This window comes from Klebsiella sp. CN_Kp100, assembly GCF_040065315.1.
GTDB lineage: Bacteria > Pseudomonadota > Gammaproteobacteria > Enterobacterales > Enterobacteriaceae > Klebsiella > Klebsiella oxytoca.
The window spans coordinates 172,356-190,641 of record NZ_JBEAIJ010000059.1 but is presented as its reverse complement, the minus strand read 5'-3'; the positions used below and the strand labels follow the sequence as shown (position 1 = coordinate 190,641).

Genomic DNA, 18,286 nt, shown 5'->3' with positions numbered 1-18,286 from the left:
CAGGGGCCTTTTTTTATGCTAAAAACGCGTCAACCGGCCCGCTTGTCGGCACGTTTTTTCGCTGCCAGAGACTGTTCCGTTTCCGGTTTGGTGGCAATAATCACCGCGCGCAGCGGGGCGGGATAGCCTTCGCGGGTTTTGCTACTGTCCTCGGGATCGAGGAAGTCGGCCAGCGACTCGGTGGTCATCCACTCGGTGCGGCGCTGCTCTTCGGTCGAGGTCACGCACGCATCGACGATGCGTACATCGATAAATCCGCACTTCTCCAGCCACTGCTTCAGCGCGGCGGCAGAGGGAATAAAGTAGACGTTGCGCATCTGCGCATAGCGATCGCCCGGCACCAGCACGGTATTTTCGTCGCCTTCAACGACCAGCGTCTCCAGCACCAGCTCGCCGCCGGGAACCAGCTGATCTTTTAGCTGCCAAAGGTGATCGAGCGGGGAACGACGATGGTACAGCACGCCCATCGAAAAAACGGTATCAAAGGCGTTCAGCGCCGGAAGCTGTTCAATTCCCAGCGGCAGCAGATGCGCCCGCTGGTCGTTGCCCAGCAGTTTACGTACGGCTTCAAACTGGCAAAGGAACAGTTGGGTGGGATCGATGCCTACCGCCAGATGAGCGCCGGCGCCAATCATCCGCCACATGTGATATCCGCTGCCGCAGCCGACATCAAGAATAGTCCGTCCGGTCAGGTCGGAAAGGTGCGGCAGTACGCGCTCCCACTTCCAGTCGGAACGCCATTCGGTATCGATATTCACGCCGTAAAGGGAGAAGGGCCCTTTACGCCAGGGCATCAGATTCTTCAGCAGGTTTTCAATGCGCAGGCGCTGGCCTTCACCGAGCGGCGTTTCGCTCTCAGCAGTGACGCTATGCAGCAGGTCGAGGCGGTAGGGCGCAAACTCGGGCAGAAACTCGACGGCCCGTTCCCACTCCCGGTATTTGCCGTGCAGCGCTTCACGTTGCCAGGCCGCGACCTGAGCGGGTAGCGTCTCCAGCCAGTGTGACAGCGGGCTTTTGGCAATCAATTGATAAAAGTTGCTGAAATCAATCATGCCGGTTCCCCGGATTTTACGGCGATTAACGATCCGAAGTTAAAGCACTGGAACCACAATTCGGCATGTTCGAAACCGGCCTTGCGCAGGCGGGCTTTGTGGGTTTCCACGGAATCGGTGAGCATGACGTTTTCCAGCATGCTGCGCTTCTGGCTGATTTCCAGCTCGCTGTAGCCGTTGGCGCGCTTGAAGTCGTGATGCATGTTGAACAGAAGTTCGCCGACGTTGTCATCCTCGAAGCTGAATTTTTCTGATAGCACCAGCGCACCGCCCGGATTCAGCCCCTGATAAACCTTATCAAGAATGGCCTGGCGTTCGCCCGGCTCGAGAAACTGAATGGTGAAATTCAGCACCACCATCGAAGCATTTTCGATAGTGACGTGACGGATATCGCCTTCAATAACTTCGACCGGCGTCGGCGCTTTATAGGCGTCAATATGGCGACGGCAGCGTTCGACCATTGCCGGTGAGTTATCAACGGCGATAATTTTACAGCCGGCATGGGCAATGTTGCGGCGCACGGACAGCGTGGCTGCGCCAAGCGAGCAGCCGAGATCGTAAACCTGGGTATCCGGCTGAACGAAACGTTCCGCCAGCATGCCGATCATTGAAATAATGTTGGAATAGCCGGGAACAGAGCGCTGGATCATATCCGGGAAGACTTCAGCAACCCGTTCATCAAAGGTCCAGTCGCCGAGACTGGCAATCGGCGCGGAAAAAAGCGTATCGCGGTGAGACATAACGTTAAACCCGAAAAATCGAAAACGGCGTATTGTGCGCTAACGGACGGAGAAAACCAACTCCCAGGGCATATACCAGAAGTTCGCCAGCACCATCAGCAACAATGAACACCACGTCGCGCTCATGCCGGAGCGGCGCCAGCGATACAGGCGATGATGGAAACCATAAGAGTGCATCAGGCGCCCGACAATCAGCAAAATACCGCAGACGTGGACCATCCAGGTCTGCGCGCCGTTCATTTCCATAAACAGCAGCAGAATCAGGCCAATGGGAACGTATTCCACCGCGTTGCCGTGCACGCGAATAGCAACCTGCAGCTCGCTAAAACCACCGTCGCCGTAGCCAACGCGATATTGCGTCCTCAGGCGTACGACATCGTAAGAAAACTTTATTAGCAATAACGCACCTAAAACCGCATACAGCGCGCTGACCATACTCAAAACTCCCTTTTATTCCATCCGGTGGCTCAGTTGAGGATAGCAGGATATCAGAAAAGAGAGGTTTGCTGCGGAATTGACGGCGCATCACCTATTTCCGGTAGGGCGGCGCGCAGATCGCTCCACAGGATGTCGACCAGCTGCGGAGCCTGGGCGATATCCGGTGTGTGGAGGAACAGGTAGGGCGTTGTGGTTTGCGCCCATTTTGGCAGCGTCCTTATCCACACGCGAAAAAGCTCGCGATTTTGCGCCATATCGTCGCTGCCAATAAAGCGCACCATCGGGTGCCGGGCCGTCACCAGCGCATGGACGGGGACTTTGGGCTTTTTGTTTTGCGCTTCGATCATTGCCTGACTGCGGGCGATGGCGCTGTGAACCGGGCGGCTATCGAGGATAACGCGGTTGACGTTTCGCTGATGCAAGCCGCGATTAAGCTGCTGTTCCGCTTCCCCCTTGGCGAAAAATTCCGCATGCCTTACTTCGACGCCGTAGCTGAATTCACGCGGCAGGCTATCAAGGAAGTGCCAGAGGGCGGGAAGGTCTAGGGGGCCAAACGTCGCCGGCAGCTGTAGCCAGTATTGGCCGATGCGCGAAGACAGCGGCGCCAGACGAGTAAAAAACTCCTGGCTTAAGTCGTCGCAGTTGCGCAGCGCCGCCTGGTGCGAAATGGTGGCCGGAAACTTGAAGCAGAAGCGAAAATCGTCGTGGGTCTGTTCATACCATCGGCTGACAATCTCCGCTTTTGGTAACGCGTACAGGGTGGTGTTGCCCTCCACGCAATTAAAGTGGCGGGCATACTCTTCAAGGCTGGTGATACCCAGGCGCACCCACTTCGGGTGCGCCCATTGGGGAAGCCCAATATAGATCATAAGGCGGCAAGTACCTCCTCGGTACTGCGCACGCGAGCAATACGCGGGAAGATGTGCGTCATGCTGCCCTGATGCTGTTCGGCCGACGCCGCGCTGCAGGCATCTTCAACCAGAATCAGATTAAATCCCAGCTCCCAGGCGTTGCGCGCCGTGGATTCGACGCCGATGTTGGTGGATATTCCGCACAGAATGATGGTGTCGATGCCGCGACGGCGAAGCTGCAGCTCGAGGTCAGTGCCGTAAAAAGCGCCCCACTGACGTTTAGTAACTTCGATATCGCTTTCCTGTTTGTCCAGCGCGAGCGGGTAGGTCCACCAGTTTTCCGGTAGCGTATGGGCGCCAGCCTCGGCATCGACCGGCTGTTTCAGCGCTTCGGCGAAATCCGCTGACCAGCCGACGCGAACCATCACTACGGGGGCGCCCTGCTGGCGACACTTTTTCGCCATCTTCGCGGCCCGCTCAACCACTTCATCAGCGCGATGAGGGCCGCCAGCAAACGGTAAAATACCTTCCTGCAGGTCAATAATGACCAGCGCGGTGTTTTTTGCATTGAGTTCTAACATAATATCCCCGTATCTTCTCCAGGTGGTCAGGTCGCTACAATACCGTTGCCGATTCTGCCCAAGGGTAACAATTTTTGTTAATTTTTGTGAGTGCAGGCACTAAGCGCACAGCAAAGCAACGCTGCGCGCTGCGCCGGGCTTATCGTGCGGCATAATTTCCAGTATAATAGCCGCCTTTTTTCATTCAGTAGTGACATCAGCTAAAGCTGCGACCTCGTCGCCTGCAAGGCAGGCAACAATCCGCCTGCGGCTAAGTTAAGGGATATCTCATGCGTACAGAATATTGCGGACAGCTCGGTCTGTCCCACGTAGGGCAGCAAGTGACTCTGTGTGGTTGGGTCAACCGTCGTCGTGATCTTGGTAGCCTTATCTTTATTGATATGCGCGACCGCGAAGGCATCGTGCAGGTGTTTTTCGATCCGGATCGCGCGGATGCATTAAAGCTGGCCTCCGAACTGCGTAATGAGTTCTGCATTCAGGTCACCGGTACCGTGCGCGCGCGTGACGAAAAGAACGTCAATAATGATATGGCCACCGGCGCCATTGAAGTGCTGGCAACCGACCTGACGATCATCAACCGTGCTGAAGCGCTGCCGCTGGATTCCAACCACGTCAACACCGAAGAAGCGCGTCTGAAATACCGTTACCTGGACCTGCGTCGTCCGGAAATGGCGCAGCGCCTGAAAACCCGCGCGAAGATTACCAGCCTCGTTCGCCGTTTTATGGACGACCACGGTTTCCTCGATATCGAAACCCCGATGCTGACCAAAGCGACCCCGGAAGGCGCGCGCGACTATCTCGTGCCTTCTCGTGTGCATAAAGGCAAATTCTACGCGCTTCCGCAATCTCCGCAGCTGTTTAAACAACTGCTGATGATGTCCGGTTTTGACCGCTACTATCAGATTGTTAAATGCTTCCGCGACGAAGATCTGCGCGCTGACCGCCAGCCGGAATTCACCCAGATCGACGTCGAGACTTCCTTTATGACCGCCCCGCAGGTGCGCGAAGTGATGGAAGCGCTGGTGCGTAATCTGTGGCAGGAAGTGAAGGGCGTGGATCTGGGGGATTTTCCGATCATGACCTTTGCCGAAGCCGAGCGCCGCTATGGTTCTGACAAACCGGACCTGCGTAACCCGATGGAACTGGTGGACGTCGCCGATCTGGTGAAAGCGGTGGAATTCGCCGTCTTTGCGGGCCCGGCTAACGACGCCAAAGGCCGCGTTGCCGCGCTGCGCGTGCCTGGCGGCGCTGCGCTGAGCCGTAAGCAAATCGACGAATACGGTAAGTTTGTCCAAATCTACGGCGCCAAAGGTCTGGCATACATTAAAGTCAACGAACGGGCTAAAGGCCTTGAAGGTATCAACAGCCCGGTGGCTAAATTCCTCAACGCCGACATCGTTGAAGCGATCCTTGAGCGCACCGGCGCGCAGGATGGCGATATGATCTTCTTCGGCGCGGATAACAAAAAAGTGGTTGCCGATGCGCTGGGCGCGCTGCGTCTGAAGCTGGGTAAAGATCTGAACCTGACCGATGAAGAGAAATGGGCGCCGCTGTGGGTGATCGACTTCCCGATGTTTGAAGACGACGGAGAAGGCGGCCTGACCGCGATGCACCATCCGTTTACCTCGCCGAAAGATATGACCGCCGCAGAGCTAAAAGCCGCGCCGGAAGATGCGGTAGCTAACGCTTACGACATGGTGATTAACGGCTATGAAGTTGGCGGCGGTTCCGTGCGTATTCACAGCGGTGAGATGCAGCAGACCGTATTCGGTATTCTGGGAATTAACGAGCAGGAGCAGCGCGAGAAGTTTGGCTTCCTGCTGGATGCGCTAAAATACGGTACTCCACCGCATGCGGGTCTGGCTTTTGGCCTTGACCGTTTGACCATGCTGCTGACCGGCACCGATAATATCCGTGACGTTATCGCCTTCCCGAAAACGACGGCGGCGGCCTGCCTGATGACCGAAGCCCCGAGCTTTGCGAATCCTGCATCGCTGAGCGAGCTCGGTATTCAGGTGGTGGCGAAAGAGGCAAAAGAGTCTCCGGAGAATAAGTAAGATGTCATTCAAGCTCCCCGTTTCCGTTCTGGTGGTAATTTATGCCGAAGATACGAAGCGGGTGCTGATGTTGCAGCGTCGCGACGATCCCGCCTTCTGGCAGTCGGTTACCGGCAGCCTTGAGGAGGGGGAAACCGCGCCGCAAGCTGCCGCGCGTGAAGTAATGGAAGAGGTCGCCATTGACGTTGCCTGTGAGCAGCTGGCTTTGGTTGATTGTCAGCGAACGGTAGAGTTCGAGATATTTTCTCATTTACGTCATCGCTATGCGCCGGGCGTTGAGCGCAATACGGAGTTTTGGTTCCGTCTTGCGCTCCCCCATGAACGCCAGATTGTCTTTACGGAACATCTGGACTATCGCTGGGTTGATGCGACGGAAGCCGCCACGTTGACCAAGTCCTGGAGCAACCGGCAGGCGATTGAAGAATTTGTAATTAACGCCAACTAATTTCCCCCAGAATTTTAGTTATCAGGAAGGCGGCCAGTTGGGATATCACCCGGAGCTTACTTGCGTAGGTAATGGGTGTGAAACAACGCAGCCAGTGCTCCTGAGAGCTAAAAGGCGCCGGGAAAAGGCTTTTTTGGAGATATTATTTTATGGCAGGTCATAGTAAATGGGCCAACACCAAACACCGCAAAGCGGCACAGGATGCCAAACGCGGTAAGATCTTTACGAAAATTATTCGCGAGCTGGTCACCGCGGCCCGTCTTGGCGGCGGCGATGCGGGCTCAAACCCGCGTCTGCGCGCAGCGATCGACAAAGCGCTGAGCAACAACATGACCCGTGACACCCTGAACCGCGCTATTGCCCGCGGCGTCGGCGGCGATGATGATGCGAACATGGAAACCATCATTTATGAAGGTTACGGTCCTGGCGGTACGGCGGTAATGGTTGAATGTCTGTCCGACAACCGCAACCGTACCGTTGCTGAAGTACGTCACGCGTTCAGCAAAACCGGCGGTAACCTGGGCACCGACGGCTCCGTTTCCTACCTGTTCAGTAAAAAAGGCGTCATCTCCTTCGAGCAAGGCGATGAAGATGCGATCATGGAAGCGGCGCTGGAAGCGGGCGCGGAAGACGTGGTGACCTATGACGACGGCGCAATTGACGTCTACACCGCCTGGGAAGAGATGGGTGCGGTACGCGATGCGCTGGAAGCTGCCGGTCTGAAAGCGGACGCCGCTGAAGTCTCCATGATCCCGTCAACCAAAGCGGATATGGACGCGGAAACTGCGCCGAAACTGCTACGTCTGATCGATATGCTGGAAGATTGCGACGACGTGCAGGAAGTTTATCATAACGGCGAGATCTCTGATGAGGTCGCCGCAACCCTGTGATACCCGTACACTTTCAGCGCACAGCGGTGTTGGCGTTCCTCGCTTACCCCGGTCACGTAGTGAATCCAGGCTCCCGGGAATGCGCTGCGTGGCCGCCTGGCTGTGAACTGAAATCGTTAGGGTCTCACGAGTTAGTTATGACCGGGGGCGCGTGATGGCTATTATTCTCGGTATTGACCCGGGGTCGCGCGTCACTGGTTATGGCGTTATCCGTCAGGTTGGACGCCAGCTGAGCTACCTCGGCAGCGGCTGTATACGCACGAAAGTGGATGATTTACCGTCCCGCCTGAAGCTTATCTATGCCGGCGTTACGGAAATTATCACCCAGTTCCAGCCGGACTACTTCGCCATCGAACAAGTTTTTATGGCCAAAAACGCCGACTCGGCGCTGAAGCTCGGCCAGGCGCGCGGAGTGGCCATCGTCGCGGCGACGAATCAGGACCTGCCGGTCTTTGAGTACGCCGCCAGGCAGGTGAAGCAGACCGTTGTCGGGATTGGCAGCGCGGAAAAGAGCCAGGTGCAGCACATGGTGCGCACGTTGCTCAAGCTTCCGGCCAACCCACAGGCGGATGCGGCGGATGCTTTAGCTATCGCCATCACTCATTGCCACGTCAGCCAGAACGCAGCTCAGATCAGTGAAAGTCGCCTGAACCTGGCGCGCGGACGCCTCCGCTAATCTACACCGCCCCGGCGCTTGTTGCCCGGGGCGTTTTACTTTCCTCACTGACATCGTTAACTAAAAAGAGTAAGGGTGCAGATTATTCGACATAGCGTCGAATAGTCAGTTGAATGATGAAAATCCGGGTGGTGAAATCTCTTTTTTTTATGCTGCTAATTATCGTCAGTGGATATTATTTACTGACCGAATATCAGTATTACCATCAGAGTTCGACGGTTTTCGGCACAGTCGTCAATACCCGCACCGTCAGCAGCGCAGAGCGGCGCCTGGCCGACGCCTGCACCACATTTCGCGGACGCGAAGATTGTTCCGCGCTCTTTGAGTATGATATTACCTGGCTGTCAGGCGGTCACTCCTACCTCTATCACGTTGCAAAGGCCTGGTCTCCGCCCGCAGACAGACTTTGTATGAATATCGTGCAGGGAAAACCCGCTATTGCCAAACCATGTGACGCTCTCTTTTTTAACGTCAGCCGGCTCCCGGGTCTGATAGCAATCTGGGCTATCGTGGCTTTTATTACTTTGACGCTATTTTTATACCGTAAGCGTTACGCCATTTCTCGTCAGTGGCCTGCGCAGACGCTTTATCGGATTTATCACCGCAGGCACAGGCTGATGCTGGAAACCCCGGATGAACAAGAAGCGCTAAAGTTCATCAACAGCGGTTATCGAATAAGCGAAACTTTCCACCATCAGAAAGTCGTTGGGTCGGGTCGTCAAAGACGCGTCATTCACTACATCATCTACCTTGTGCGGGGGAAAAAGAGCGCATAAAAGCGCAAGCCAGGCTCGCGCCCCACCGATGTACGGGAATTACGTGTTTTTCATCTGGATATCTATCCAGCCTTTTTTTATGATACCGCATTAGACTTTCGGCCCTTAATCCAGGAGCTCCATGTGATAGGCAGACTCAGAGGCATTATTCTCGAAAAACAACCCCCGCTGGTTTTACTCGAAACGGGAGGCGTAGGCTATGAGGTTCATCTGCCGATGACCTGCTTCTATGAGCTGCCGGACGTGGGCAAAGAGGCGATCATTTTCACCCACTTTATCGTTCGTGAAGATGCGCAGCTGCTGTATGGCTTTAACAATAAGCAGGAGCGCACGCTGTTTAAAGAGCTGATTAAAACTAACGGCGTCGGTCCAAAACTGGCGCTGGCAATCCTTTCCGGCATGTCCGCTCAGCAGTTTGTCAATGCCGTTGAGCGTGAAGAGCTGGCGGCGCTGGTCAAACTGCCGGGGATCGGTAAGAAAACCGCGGAACGCCTGATTGTCGAGATGAAAGACCGCTTCAAAGGACTGCACGGCGATCTGTTCACTCCGGCAGCCGATCTGGTTCTGACGTCGCCGGCCGGGCCGTCTGACGATGATGCTGAACAGGAAGCGGTTGCTGCGCTGGTGGCGCTGGGCTATAAACCTCAGGAAGCCAGCCGGATGGTCAGCAAAATCGTGCGTCCGGATGCCAACAGTGAAACGCTAATTCGCGAAGCGCTCCGCGCCGCGTTGTGAGGTAAGGGATGATAGAAGCAGACAGGCTGGTATCGGCAGACAGCAGCGGCTTTGAAGAGGCGGCGGACCGCGCAATCCGCCCCAAACTGCTGGAAGAGTATGTAGGCCAGCCGCACGTCCGTTCGCAAATGGAGATCTTTATCCAGGCGGCGAAACTGCGCGGCGACGCGCTCGATCACCTGCTGATTTTTGGTCCTCCAGGGCTGGGAAAAACCACGCTGGCGAACATCGTCGCTAACGAAATGGGCGTTAACCTGCGCACGACCTCCGGCCCGGTGCTGGAGAAAGCGGGCGATCTGGCGGCGATGTTGACCAACCTTGAACCACACGACGTTCTGTTTATCGACGAGATTCATCGCCTTTCACCGGTTGTCGAAGAAGTCCTGTATCCGGCAATGGAAGATTACCAGCTGGATATCATGATTGGTGAAGGGCCTGCGGCGCGTTCAATCAAAATCGATCTTCCGCCGTTTACCCTGATTGGCGCGACCACTCGCGCCGGCTCGCTGACGTCGCCGCTGCGCGACCGCTTCGGTATCGTCCAGCGCCTGGAGTTCTACCAGATCCCGGACCTGCAGCATATCGTCAGCCGCAGCGCTCGCTATATGGGGCTGGAGATGAGCGAAGAGGGAGCGCTGGAAGTTGCGCGTCGCGCGCGCGGTACGCCGCGAATCGCTAACCGCCTGCTGCGCAGGGTGCGCGATTTTGCCGAAGTCCGCTACGATGGACGTATCTCAGAGGATATTGCCGCTCAGGCGCTGGATATGCTCAACGTGGATGCCGAAGGATTTGACTATATGGACCGTAAGCTGCTGCTGGCGGTCATCGATAAATTCTTTGGCGGGCCGGTTGGGCTGGATAACCTGGCGGCGGCAATAGGTGAAGAGCGTGAAACCATCGAGGACGTGCTGGAACCGTATCTGATTCAGCAAGGTTTTCTACAACGCACCCCGCGCGGACGTATGGCGACGGTACGGGCCTGGACCCACTTTGGCATTACGCCGCCTGAAATGCCTTAATCCTTGTCGGTGTTTAAAACAACAGACCGCAAGGGTCGGTAGCCCGGCTAAGCGCAGCGCAAGCCGGGGAAATCGTTGAAGCGGTATTGCGGTTGATGTCCCGGCTTGCGGGGTGAACGCCTCAGCCGGGCGACAAAGTCCGCAGACAGCTGTGACCCTATAGCAATCTGCCGAGTTTTGATGGCGGTTGAGGCGGGCGCATAAGCGTCAGGCGGCCGGCTTCTTGCTCATGCTGATGATAAACAGCACCGCAGCGCACAGCACCACGGAAGGCCCGGCGGGCGTGTCGTAAAACGCTGAAAAGGTCAGTCCGCCGGTGACGGCAATCATCCCCATTCCTACCGCAATACCCGCCATTTGTTCAGGCGTACGGGCAAAGCGACGCGCCGTGGCTGCGGGAATAATCAGCAAAGACGTAATGATCAGCGCCCCGACGAACTTCATCGCCACGCCGATGGTCAGCGCGGTGACCAGCATCAACAGCAGTTTAACCCTCTGTAGCTTAACGCCGTCAACGAAGGCCAGATCCGGACTAATGGTCATCGATAGCAGATTACGCCACTGCCAGAGCAGGATCGCCAGTACGATCGCTACGCCAATCGCGATGGATATTAAATCCTCCGGCGTAACCGCCAACAGGTCGCCAAACAGATAGGCCATCAGATCGACGCGCACGTTCGACATCAGACTGACTACCACCAGGCCCAGAGACAGCGCGCTGTGGGCCATGATGCCGAGTAGCGTATCTACCGCCAGATGAGGACGTTTTTCCAGCCATACCAGCCCGCCCGCCAGCAGCAACGTCACCACGATGACCGCATAAAAAGGATTAACGTTCAGCAGCAAACCAAAAGCGACGCCGAGCAGAGAGGCATGGGCCAGGGTATCGCCAAAGTAGGACATGCGGCGCCAGACGACAAACGACCCCAGCGGACCCGCCGCACAGGCGAGCATTATCCCGGCCAGCCAGCCGGGGAGCAGTAATTCAATCATTAACGGTCATTTCCCCGACGCAGTACAATCCGCCCCTGCAGGTCGTGGCGGTGATTATGATGATGGCGATAAATACCCAGCTGTTCCGCGCCGCGCTGGCCGAACATTGAGATAAATTCCGGATGCATGGAGACCACTTCCGGCGCGCCGGAGCAGCAGATATGCTGATTGAGACACAGTACTTCATCGGTTTTCGCCATCACCAGGTGCAGGTCGTGGGAAACCATCAGCACGGCACAATCAAGCTCCTGGCGCAGCTGATTAATCAGATCGTACAGCGCCACCTGACCATTCACGTCAACGCCCTGCGTTGGCTCGTCGAGCACCAGCAGCTGCGGTTGATTGAGCAGAGCGCGCGCCAGAAGTACCCGCTGAGTCTCGCCGCCAGAAAGCTTTTGCATAGGCGCGTCAATCAGATGACCGGCCTGCACGCGCTTCAGAGCCGGCAGTATGTCGCGCTTGTGCGTTCCCGGCCGCAACAGCATAAAGCGGCTGACGGTGAGCGGCATCGTGGCATCAAGGTGCAGCTTTTGCGGGACATAGCCTATCCGCAGATGTCCCTCGCGTTTGATAACCCCTTCTGTAGGTGCTACCAGCCCAAGAACGACTCTGACGAGGGTCGATTTACCGGCGCCGTTGGGGCCCAGCAGAGTTAAAATTTTGCCCGGCTTAAGCGTGAGCGAAATGTCAGACAGCACGCGCCTTTGGCCATAGACGACCGCGACGTTTTCCAGAGTTACAAGATTTGTCATATCAAATTAGAGGTTGCACAAGCCAGTGAATGTTATAATATCACATCTTTCTCATTCATTACGATGATTAGACGCATTATGTTACATAAAAATACGCTTCTTTGCGCTGGACTTAGCGCCGCTTTTTTGTTCGCTCATGCACCGCTGGCAAGCGCCGCGGTCGTCACCTCGCTTAAACCGCTGGGCTTCATCGCATCAGCCATTGCTGATGGGGTAACCGAGACCCAGGTACTGCTGCCTGACGGGGCATCGGAGCATGATTATTCACTGCGTCCATCGGATGCAAAACGCTTACAGAACGCAGACTTAGTGGTCTGGATTGGTCCAGAGATGGAGGCGTTTATGGATAAGTCAACGCGAAGCATTGCGCCGAACAAAAAGGTGACGATTGCCGAGCTTGACGGCGTGAAACCGTTACTCATGAAAGGCGTCGACGATGACGATGACCATCACGGTCACGATCATGGCGCCGGGGAAAATAGTGACGACGATCACCATCATGGCATCTATAACATGCATCTATGGCTTTCCCCAGAGATAGCGCGCCTTTCGGCGGTTGCAATCCACGATAAATTATTGGAACTTATGCCGCAGAGTCGAGCCAAACTTGACGCCAACCTGAAGGATTTTGAGGCAAAATTAGCCGCAACCGACAAGCAGGTTGGGACCGAGCTGGCACCGCTGAAAGGGAAGGGGTATTTCGTTTTTCATGACGCCTACGGCTACTTTGAAAAACACTACGGTTTGACCTCCTTAGGTCATTTTACTGTCAACCCTGAAATCCAGCCTGGTGCGCAGCGTTTACACGAAATCAGAACACAGCTGGTTGAGCAAAAAGCAACTTGCGTTTTTGCTGAGCCACAGTTCAGGCCAGCGGTTATAGAAGCTGTTGCCAGGGGGACGTCCGTGCGCATGGGAACCCTGGATCCACTTGGAATCGGAATTAAGCTGGGTAAAGAGAGTTATCCGCAATTCCTGAGCCAGATGGCAAATCAGTATTCAAGCTGCCTGAAAGGAGAATAACGAGGAAGTGAATACGTGCAACAGATAGCCCGCGCTGTCACTCAGGCATTTAACAATCTGCCACGACCTCACCGCGTTATGCTGGGGTCGCTTAGCGTTCTTACCTTAGCGGTCGCCGTCTGGCGACCCTACATTTACCATCATCCCGAAACGGCTCCCATCTCCAGAACCATCGAGCTGGAACAAAGCGAAATTCGTTCTCTGCTGCCAGAGGCCTCGGAACCTATCGATCAGGCGCCTCAGGAAGAAGAAGCCATCCCTCAGGATGAGCTGGATGATAAAGCGGACAGCGATTCCGGCGGCCATGAATATGTGGTGTCGACCGGGGATACGCTCAGCAGCATTCTTAATCAGTACGGTATTGATATGGGCGATATCGCCCGGCTCTCCTCGGCGGATAAAGAGCTGCGTAATCTGAAAATCGGCCAACAGCTCTCCTGGACGCTGACGGCGGATGGTGATTTACAAAGCCTGACCTGGGAGATGTCGCGCCGCGAAACCCGTACCTACGACCGGGTGGCCAACGGTTTCAAAATGAGCAGCGAGCTGCAAAAAGGCGACTGGGTCAATAACGTACTGAAAGGTACCGTGGGCGGAAGCTTTGTCGCCAGCGCTCGCGATGCCGGCCTGACCAGCACTGAAATTAGCGCGGTGATCAAAGCCATGCAGTGGCAGATGGACTTCCGTAAGCTGAAAAAAGGCGATGAGTTTTCCGTACTGATGTCGCGTGAAATGCTGGACGGTAAGCGCGAGCAAAGCCAGCTGCTTGGCGTACGCCTGCGTTCGGATGGCAAAGACTATTACGCGATCCGCGCTGAGGATGGCAAATTCTACGATCGCAACGGTACAGGGCTTGCGAAGGGCTTCCTGCGTTTCCCGACCGCCCGCCAGTTCCGCGTCTCATCAAACTTTAACCCGCGTCGTCTGAACCCGGTCACCGGCCGCGTGGCTCCGCATCGTGGCGTCGATTTTGCGATGCCGCAGGGCACCCCAGTGCTCTCGGTTGGCGATGGCGAAGTGGTAGTGGCTAAACGTAGCGGTGCGGCAGGTTATTACGTTGCCGTCCGCCACGGTCGTACCTATACCACCCGCTATATGCACCTGCGTAAGCTGCTGGTCAAACCCGGGCAGAAGGTGAAACGCGGCGATCGCATCGCGCTGTCGGGCAATACCGGCCGTTCGACCGGTCCGCATCTGCATTATGAAGTGTGGATCAACCAGCAGGCGGTTAACCCGCTGACGGCGAAACTGCCGCGTACGGAAGGGCTCAGCGGTTCCGACCGTACCGATTTCCTGGCGCAGGCCAAACAGGTGATTCCGCAGCTGCGGTTTGACTAACCTCACGCCAGTTAAAGCCGGTGCCTTCTGCGCGCCGGCTTTTTCTTTTGTACGTTACTCCACGTATCGCTAAACTAACCCATTATCTTTACTGAGCGGAAATTCTGCGGATTGGGCATGGAAACGAAAAAAAATAATATTGAGTTTATTCCAAAATTTGAAAAATCCTTTTTACTGCTGCGCTACTGGGGCGCGTGGTTCGGCGTTTTTGCCTTCGGCGCCATTGCCCTGACGCCCGCGTCTTTCCGCGATCCGATCCTGGGTAAACTGGGGCGTTTTGTTGGTCGTCTGGCAAAGAGTTCGCGCCGCCGGGCGCAAATTAACCTGCTGTACTGCTTTCCGGAAAAAAGCGAGCAGGAACGTGAAGAAATAATTGATGCCATGTATGCCTCCGCGCCGCAGGCGATGGTGATGATGGCCGAGTTAGGCCTACGCGATCCGCAGCGGATTCTTTCCCGCGTCGACTGGCAGGGCAAAGAAATTATCGATGAGATGCAGCGCAACAACGAGAAAGTTATCTTCCTGGTTCCTCATGCCTGGGGAGTGGACATCCCGGCGATGCTGATGGCGTCCGGCGGGCAAAAAATGGCGGCGATGTTTCATAACCAGGGCAACCCGGTATTCGATTACGTCTGGAATACCGTGCGTCGTCGTTTCGGCGGTCGTATGCACGCGCGCAACGACGGCATCAAACCCTTTATTCAGTCGGTACGTCAGGGATACTGGGGCTACTATCTGCCGGATCAGGATCACGGGGCCGAACACAGTGAATTTGTTGATTTCTTTGCCACCTACAAGGCGACGCTCCCGGCAATTGGTCGTTTAATGAAAGTATGTCGCGCCCGGGTTGTCCCGCTGTTCCCGGTTTACGATGGCGAAACGCATCGCCTGACGGTGCTGGTGCGCCCGCCGATGGACGATCTGCTGGAAGCGGACGACAATACCATTGCCCGACGGATGAATGAAGAGGTAGAGATTTTCGTTAAGCCGCATACCGAGCAGTATACGTGGATCCTTAAACTACTCAAAACGCGCAAACCCGGCGAAATCGAACCGTACAAGCGCAAAGAGCTGTATCCGAAGAAGAAATAGTCCGCGTAGACGCTGCGGGCAAAAAAAACCTGCCGACAACTGCCGGCAGGTTTTTTTATGGCGCAGCAAATTACTCGACGGTCAGAATACGGGTGGTGTTGGTGCTGCCGATGGTGCTCATTACGTCGCCCTGAGTGACGATTACCAGGTCACCGGTCACCAGATAGCCTTTATCACGCAGCAGCGTTACCGCATCGTGCGCGGCGGCGACGCCGTCGCTTGCGCTATCGAAATAAACCGGAGTCACGCCGCGATACAGCGCAGTCAGGTTCAGTGTACGCTCGTGGCGAGACAGCGCGAAAATCGGCAGGCCGGAGCTGATACGGGAAGTCATCAGCGCGGTACGCCCGGATTCCGTCATGGTTATGATAGCGGTGACGCCCTTGAGGTGGTTCGCCGCGTACATAGCCGACATCGCAATGGCTTCTTCAACATTATCGAACTGAACGTCCAGACGGTGTTTGGAGACGTTGAGGCTGGGGATTTTTTCCGCGCCCAGGCAAACGCGCGCCATCGCGGCAACGGTCTCAGACGGATACTGGCCCGCGGCGGTTTCTGCAGACAGCATGACGGCGTCGGTACCATCCAGCACGGCGTTCGCCACGTCCATCACTTCGGCGCGGGTTGGCATCGGGTTGGTGATCATCGACTCCATCATCTGCGTCGCGGTAATGACCGAGCGGTTGAGCTGACGAGCGCGGCGGATTAATGCTTTCTGGATGCCGACCAGCTCCGGGTCGCCAATTTCTACGCCGAGGTCGCCGCGGGCTACCATGACAACGTCGGAGGCCAGGATCACGTCATCCATCGCGTCCTGATCGCATACCGCTTCCGCACGCTCTACTTTGGCCACGATTTTTGCATCGCAGCCCGCATCGCGCGCCAGACGACGCGCGTAGTTCAGGTCTTCGCCGCAGCGCGGGAAGGAGACGGCCAGATAGTCGACGCCGATTTTGGCGGCGGTGATGATGTCTGCTTTGTCTTTTTCAGTCAGCGCTTCGGCAGAGAGGCCACCACCCAGCTTGTTGATACCTTTGTTGTTAGACAATGGTCCGCCGACGGTGACTTCGGTGAACACTTTCATGCCCTGAACTTCCAGGACTTTCAGCTGCACGCGCCCGTCGTCCAGCAGCAGGATATCGCCAGGAACCACGTCAGCCGGCAGGCCTTTATAATCGATGCCGACTTTTTCTTTATCGCCTTCGCCTTTACCCAGGTTCGCGTCGAGCAGGAATTTATCACCGATATTGAGGAAAATTTTGCCTTCTTTGAAGGTAGAGACGCGAATTTTCGGCCCCTGAAGGTCACCGAGAATAGCGACATGACGGCCCAGTTTTGCCGCAATCTCACGGACTTTATCCGCACGGAGCTGGTGATCTTCCGCGGTGCCGTGAGAGAAGTTCATACGTACCACGTTAGCGCCTGCGGCGATAACCTTTTCAAGGTTGTTATCGCGATCGGTAGCCGGGCCTAAGGTGGTAACGATTTTGGTTCTGCGAAGCCTTCTGGACATGTAATACTCCGTTGACTGAAACAACTTTGGTGTTGCGTGAACATGGATTCGGTAGCGCCAGCGAGCAAAGTCGCTATACCGGAACATTACCGACGTTGTAATAGGATACTGCTTTGTTTCTACTTTTATTGGTCATTACTGTGTAAGCTGAGCTCTTTATCAAAGCGCGATTCCTTCAGCGCTTCCTTGACCCTCTTCAAGTTATCTCTGAATTTCGCTCCCCGACGAAGGGTAAAGCCGGTTGCCAGTACGTCAATCACCGTCAGCTGCGCTAAGCGGGAAACCATTGGCATATAGATATCGGTATCTTCCGGGACATCCAGCGTAATGGCTAGCGTCGACTCGCGGGAAAGCGGGGTGCCCGGCGAAGTAATGGCGATCACCATCGCATCATTTTCGCGCGCCAGCTGCGCCAGCTCTACCAGGCTTTTGGTCCTGCCGGTATGCGAAATAATCACCACCACGTCATCGTCATTACAGTTCATACAGCTCATGCGTTGCAGGACGATGTCGTCGGAATAAATCACCGGCACATTAAAGCGGAAAAATTTGTTCATCGCATCGTGGGCGACGGCTGCCGATGAGCCCAGGCCGAAGAAGGCGATTTTCTTGGCCTGAGTGAGAAGGTCCACTGCCCGGTTGATCGCTGACATATCGAGAGAATGATGGACCTGATCTAAACTGGCCATAGCCGATTCAAATATCTTACCCGTATAGGATTCAACGCTGTCGTCTTCATCGACGTTGCGGTTAACATAGAGGGTACCGTGCGCCAGGCTTTGCGCCAGATGCAGTTTGAAATCCGGGAAACCGCGGGTTTCCAGACTGCGGCAGAAACGGTTGACCGTAGGCTCGCTGACGCCGGCTTCCAGCGCCAGGGCAGCAATACTTGAATGAATGGCCTGCGCGGGGGTTGCAAGAATGACTTCCGCCACTTTGCGTTCAGATTTGCTAAGGTGTTCCAGTCGGGACTGGATTTTTTCCAGCATATTCATGGGTAATCAGGCGCTCATCAATGGAAACGATTTCATTAATGGGTGAAATCATCAGGCGTTTTAGCAAGAATATACCCCTCCGTAGTCGGAAACGGTGAGGAATGACTTTAAAATATGTTGTTTTTTTTCATTACATGATCAGAGTCGTATTTTACTAACTGATAATCGGTCGAAACAACGAACAATACTAGCCGCATGCCCAAAAACTCAGCCCATATTTTCCTCCCTGTGCGATTTAGCCGCGGGAACGGGAGCGGAGGGTTTCGGGAAATTCGTAAACACAGTACGATGCAGTGAAAGAAAATTACAAATACAACTAT

The 18,286-nt window shown here is 55.5% G+C and carries 19 protein-coding genes; 10 read left to right on the top strand and 9 right to left on the bottom strand.

The annotated features are described in order from the left end of the window. Nucleotides 1-29: 29 nt before the first annotated feature. The 5 genes from cmoB to ABLV12_RS26745 are packed head-to-tail and all read right to left on the bottom strand — an operon-like array spanning nucleotide 30 to nucleotide 3,662. Nucleotides 30-1,052: a tRNA 5-methoxyuridine(34)/uridine 5-oxyacetic acid(34) synthase CmoB gene (cmoB, locus tag ABLV12_RS26765; protein WP_160885933.1), complete on the bottom strand. Its 1,023-nt coding sequence runs from the start codon at nucleotides 1,050-1,052 to the stop codon at nucleotides 30-32. Next, the gene (cmoA, locus tag ABLV12_RS26760; RefSeq protein ID WP_004103405.1) at nucleotides 1,049-1,792 is read right to left on the bottom strand and encodes a carboxy-S-adenosyl-L-methionine synthase CmoA; all 744 of its coding nucleotides are present in this window, start codon (nucleotides 1,790-1,792) and stop codon (nucleotides 1,049-1,051) included. Before cmoA ends, cmoB begins: the two co-directional genes overlap by 4 nt. A gap of 39 nt (nucleotides 1,793-1,831) precedes the next feature. Then, a complete protein-coding gene (locus ABLV12_RS26755) occupies nucleotides 1,832-2,227 on the bottom strand; it encodes an MAPEG family protein (RefSeq protein WP_004103403.1) in 396 nt (131 codons plus the stop codon). Nucleotides 2,228-2,280: 53 nt separating this feature from the next. Next, a complete protein-coding gene (locus ABLV12_RS26750; RefSeq protein ID WP_160885935.1) occupies nucleotides 2,281-3,099 on the bottom strand; it encodes a DUF72 domain-containing protein in 819 nt (272 codons plus the stop codon). Then, complete coding sequence (locus ABLV12_RS26745; protein ID WP_064397741.1) at nucleotides 3,096-3,662, bottom strand: hydrolase; 567 nt, start codon at nucleotides 3,660-3,662, stop codon at nucleotides 3,096-3,098. The genes ABLV12_RS26750 and ABLV12_RS26745 overlap by 4 nt, the downstream gene beginning before the upstream one ends. A 269-nt stretch (nucleotides 3,663-3,931) precedes the next feature. On the opposite strand from ABLV12_RS26745, the gene aspS reads away from it, so the two are divergent. From aspS to ruvB, 7 genes are all read left to right on the top strand, one after another. Then, the gene (gene aspS / locus ABLV12_RS26740; protein ID WP_004103400.1) at nucleotides 3,932-5,719 is read left to right on the top strand and encodes an aspartate--tRNA ligase; all 1,788 of its coding nucleotides are present in this window, start codon (nucleotides 3,932-3,934) and stop codon (nucleotides 5,717-5,719) included. Between the two features lies 1 nt (nucleotide 5,720). Next, on the top strand, nucleotides 5,721-6,164 hold the full coding sequence (gene nudB / locus ABLV12_RS26735; protein ID WP_004103398.1) for a dihydroneopterin triphosphate diphosphatase: 444 nt from the start codon (nucleotides 5,721-5,723) through the stop codon (nucleotides 6,162-6,164). A 149-nt stretch (nucleotides 6,165-6,313) separates the two neighbouring features. Continuing rightward, nucleotides 6,314-7,054 carry a YebC/PmpR family DNA-binding transcriptional regulator gene (locus ABLV12_RS26730; protein WP_004103396.1) on the top strand — a complete coding sequence of 247 codons (741 nt, stop codon included), beginning with the start codon at nucleotides 6,314-6,316 and terminating at the stop codon, nucleotides 7,052-7,054. 154 nt (nucleotides 7,055-7,208) lie between these two features. Then, nucleotides 7,209-7,730, top strand: a complete 522-nt coding sequence (ruvC, locus tag ABLV12_RS26725) for a crossover junction endodeoxyribonuclease RuvC (protein WP_004113791.1) — start codon at nucleotides 7,209-7,211, stop codon at nucleotides 7,728-7,730. Nucleotides 7,731-7,861: 131 nt separating this feature from the next. Further along, on the top strand, nucleotides 7,862-8,506 hold the full coding sequence (locus tag ABLV12_RS26720) for a hypothetical protein (RefSeq protein WP_335269962.1): 645 nt from the start codon (nucleotides 7,862-7,864) through the stop codon (nucleotides 8,504-8,506). Nucleotides 8,507-8,629: 123 nt separating this feature from the next. Then, complete coding sequence (gene ruvA / locus ABLV12_RS26715; RefSeq protein ID WP_004103390.1) at nucleotides 8,630-9,241, top strand: Holliday junction branch migration protein RuvA; 612 nt, start codon at nucleotides 8,630-8,632, stop codon at nucleotides 9,239-9,241. A gap of 8 nt (nucleotides 9,242-9,249) precedes the next feature. Beyond that, nucleotides 9,250-10,260: a Holliday junction branch migration DNA helicase RuvB gene (gene ruvB / locus ABLV12_RS26710; protein ID WP_004103386.1), complete on the top strand. Its 1,011-nt coding sequence runs from the start codon at nucleotides 9,250-9,252 to the stop codon at nucleotides 10,258-10,260. A 207-nt stretch (nucleotides 10,261-10,467) separates the two neighbouring features. On the opposite strand, the gene znuB is transcribed toward ruvB, so the two are convergent. Together znuB and znuC are read right to left on the bottom strand one after the other, a co-directional pair. Then, on the bottom strand, nucleotides 10,468-11,253 hold the full coding sequence (znuB, locus tag ABLV12_RS26705) for a zinc ABC transporter permease subunit ZnuB (RefSeq protein WP_004113787.1): 786 nt from the start codon (nucleotides 11,251-11,253) through the stop codon (nucleotides 10,468-10,470). Further along, entirely contained in the window at nucleotides 11,253-12,005 is a 753-nt protein-coding gene (znuC, locus tag ABLV12_RS26700; RefSeq protein ID WP_004103383.1) for a zinc ABC transporter ATP-binding protein ZnuC, read from the bottom strand. Before znuC ends, znuB begins: the two co-directional genes overlap by 1 nt. 78 nt (nucleotides 12,006-12,083) lie before the next feature. On the opposite strand from znuC, the gene znuA reads away from it, so the two are divergent. The 3 genes from znuA to lpxM all read left to right on the top strand — a co-directional run bounded on the left by znuA (nucleotide 12,084) and on the right by lpxM (nucleotide 15,458). Continuing rightward, a complete protein-coding gene (znuA, locus tag ABLV12_RS26695) occupies nucleotides 12,084-13,028 on the top strand; it encodes a zinc ABC transporter substrate-binding protein ZnuA (RefSeq protein ID WP_064397736.1) in 945 nt (314 codons plus the stop codon). A gap of 15 nt (nucleotides 13,029-13,043) precedes the next feature. Beyond that, nucleotides 13,044-14,366 (top strand): murein DD-endopeptidase MepM, encoded by a 1,323-nt coding sequence (gene mepM / locus ABLV12_RS26690; RefSeq protein ID WP_004113780.1) that lies wholly within the window; start codon nucleotides 13,044-13,046, stop codon nucleotides 14,364-14,366. Between the two features lie 117 nt (nucleotides 14,367-14,483). Beyond that, on the top strand, nucleotides 14,484-15,458 hold the full coding sequence (gene lpxM, locus ABLV12_RS26685) for a lauroyl-Kdo(2)-lipid IV(A) myristoyltransferase (protein WP_348867482.1): 975 nt from the start codon (nucleotides 14,484-14,486) through the stop codon (nucleotides 15,456-15,458). 70 nt (nucleotides 15,459-15,528) lie between these two features. Here lpxM and pyk read toward each other — a convergent pair whose 3' ends face one another. Then, the gene (gene pyk, locus ABLV12_RS26680; RefSeq protein WP_004103379.1) at nucleotides 15,529-16,971 is read right to left on the bottom strand and encodes a pyruvate kinase; all 1,443 of its coding nucleotides are present in this window, start codon (nucleotides 16,969-16,971) and stop codon (nucleotides 15,529-15,531) included. Nucleotides 16,972-17,096: 125 nt separating this feature from the next. Next, nucleotides 17,097-17,966 carry a MurR/RpiR family transcriptional regulator gene (locus ABLV12_RS26675; RefSeq protein ID WP_004103378.1) on the bottom strand — a complete coding sequence of 290 codons (870 nt, stop codon included), beginning with the start codon at nucleotides 17,964-17,966 and terminating at the stop codon, nucleotides 17,097-17,099. Nucleotides 17,967-18,286: the final 320 nt, after the last annotated feature.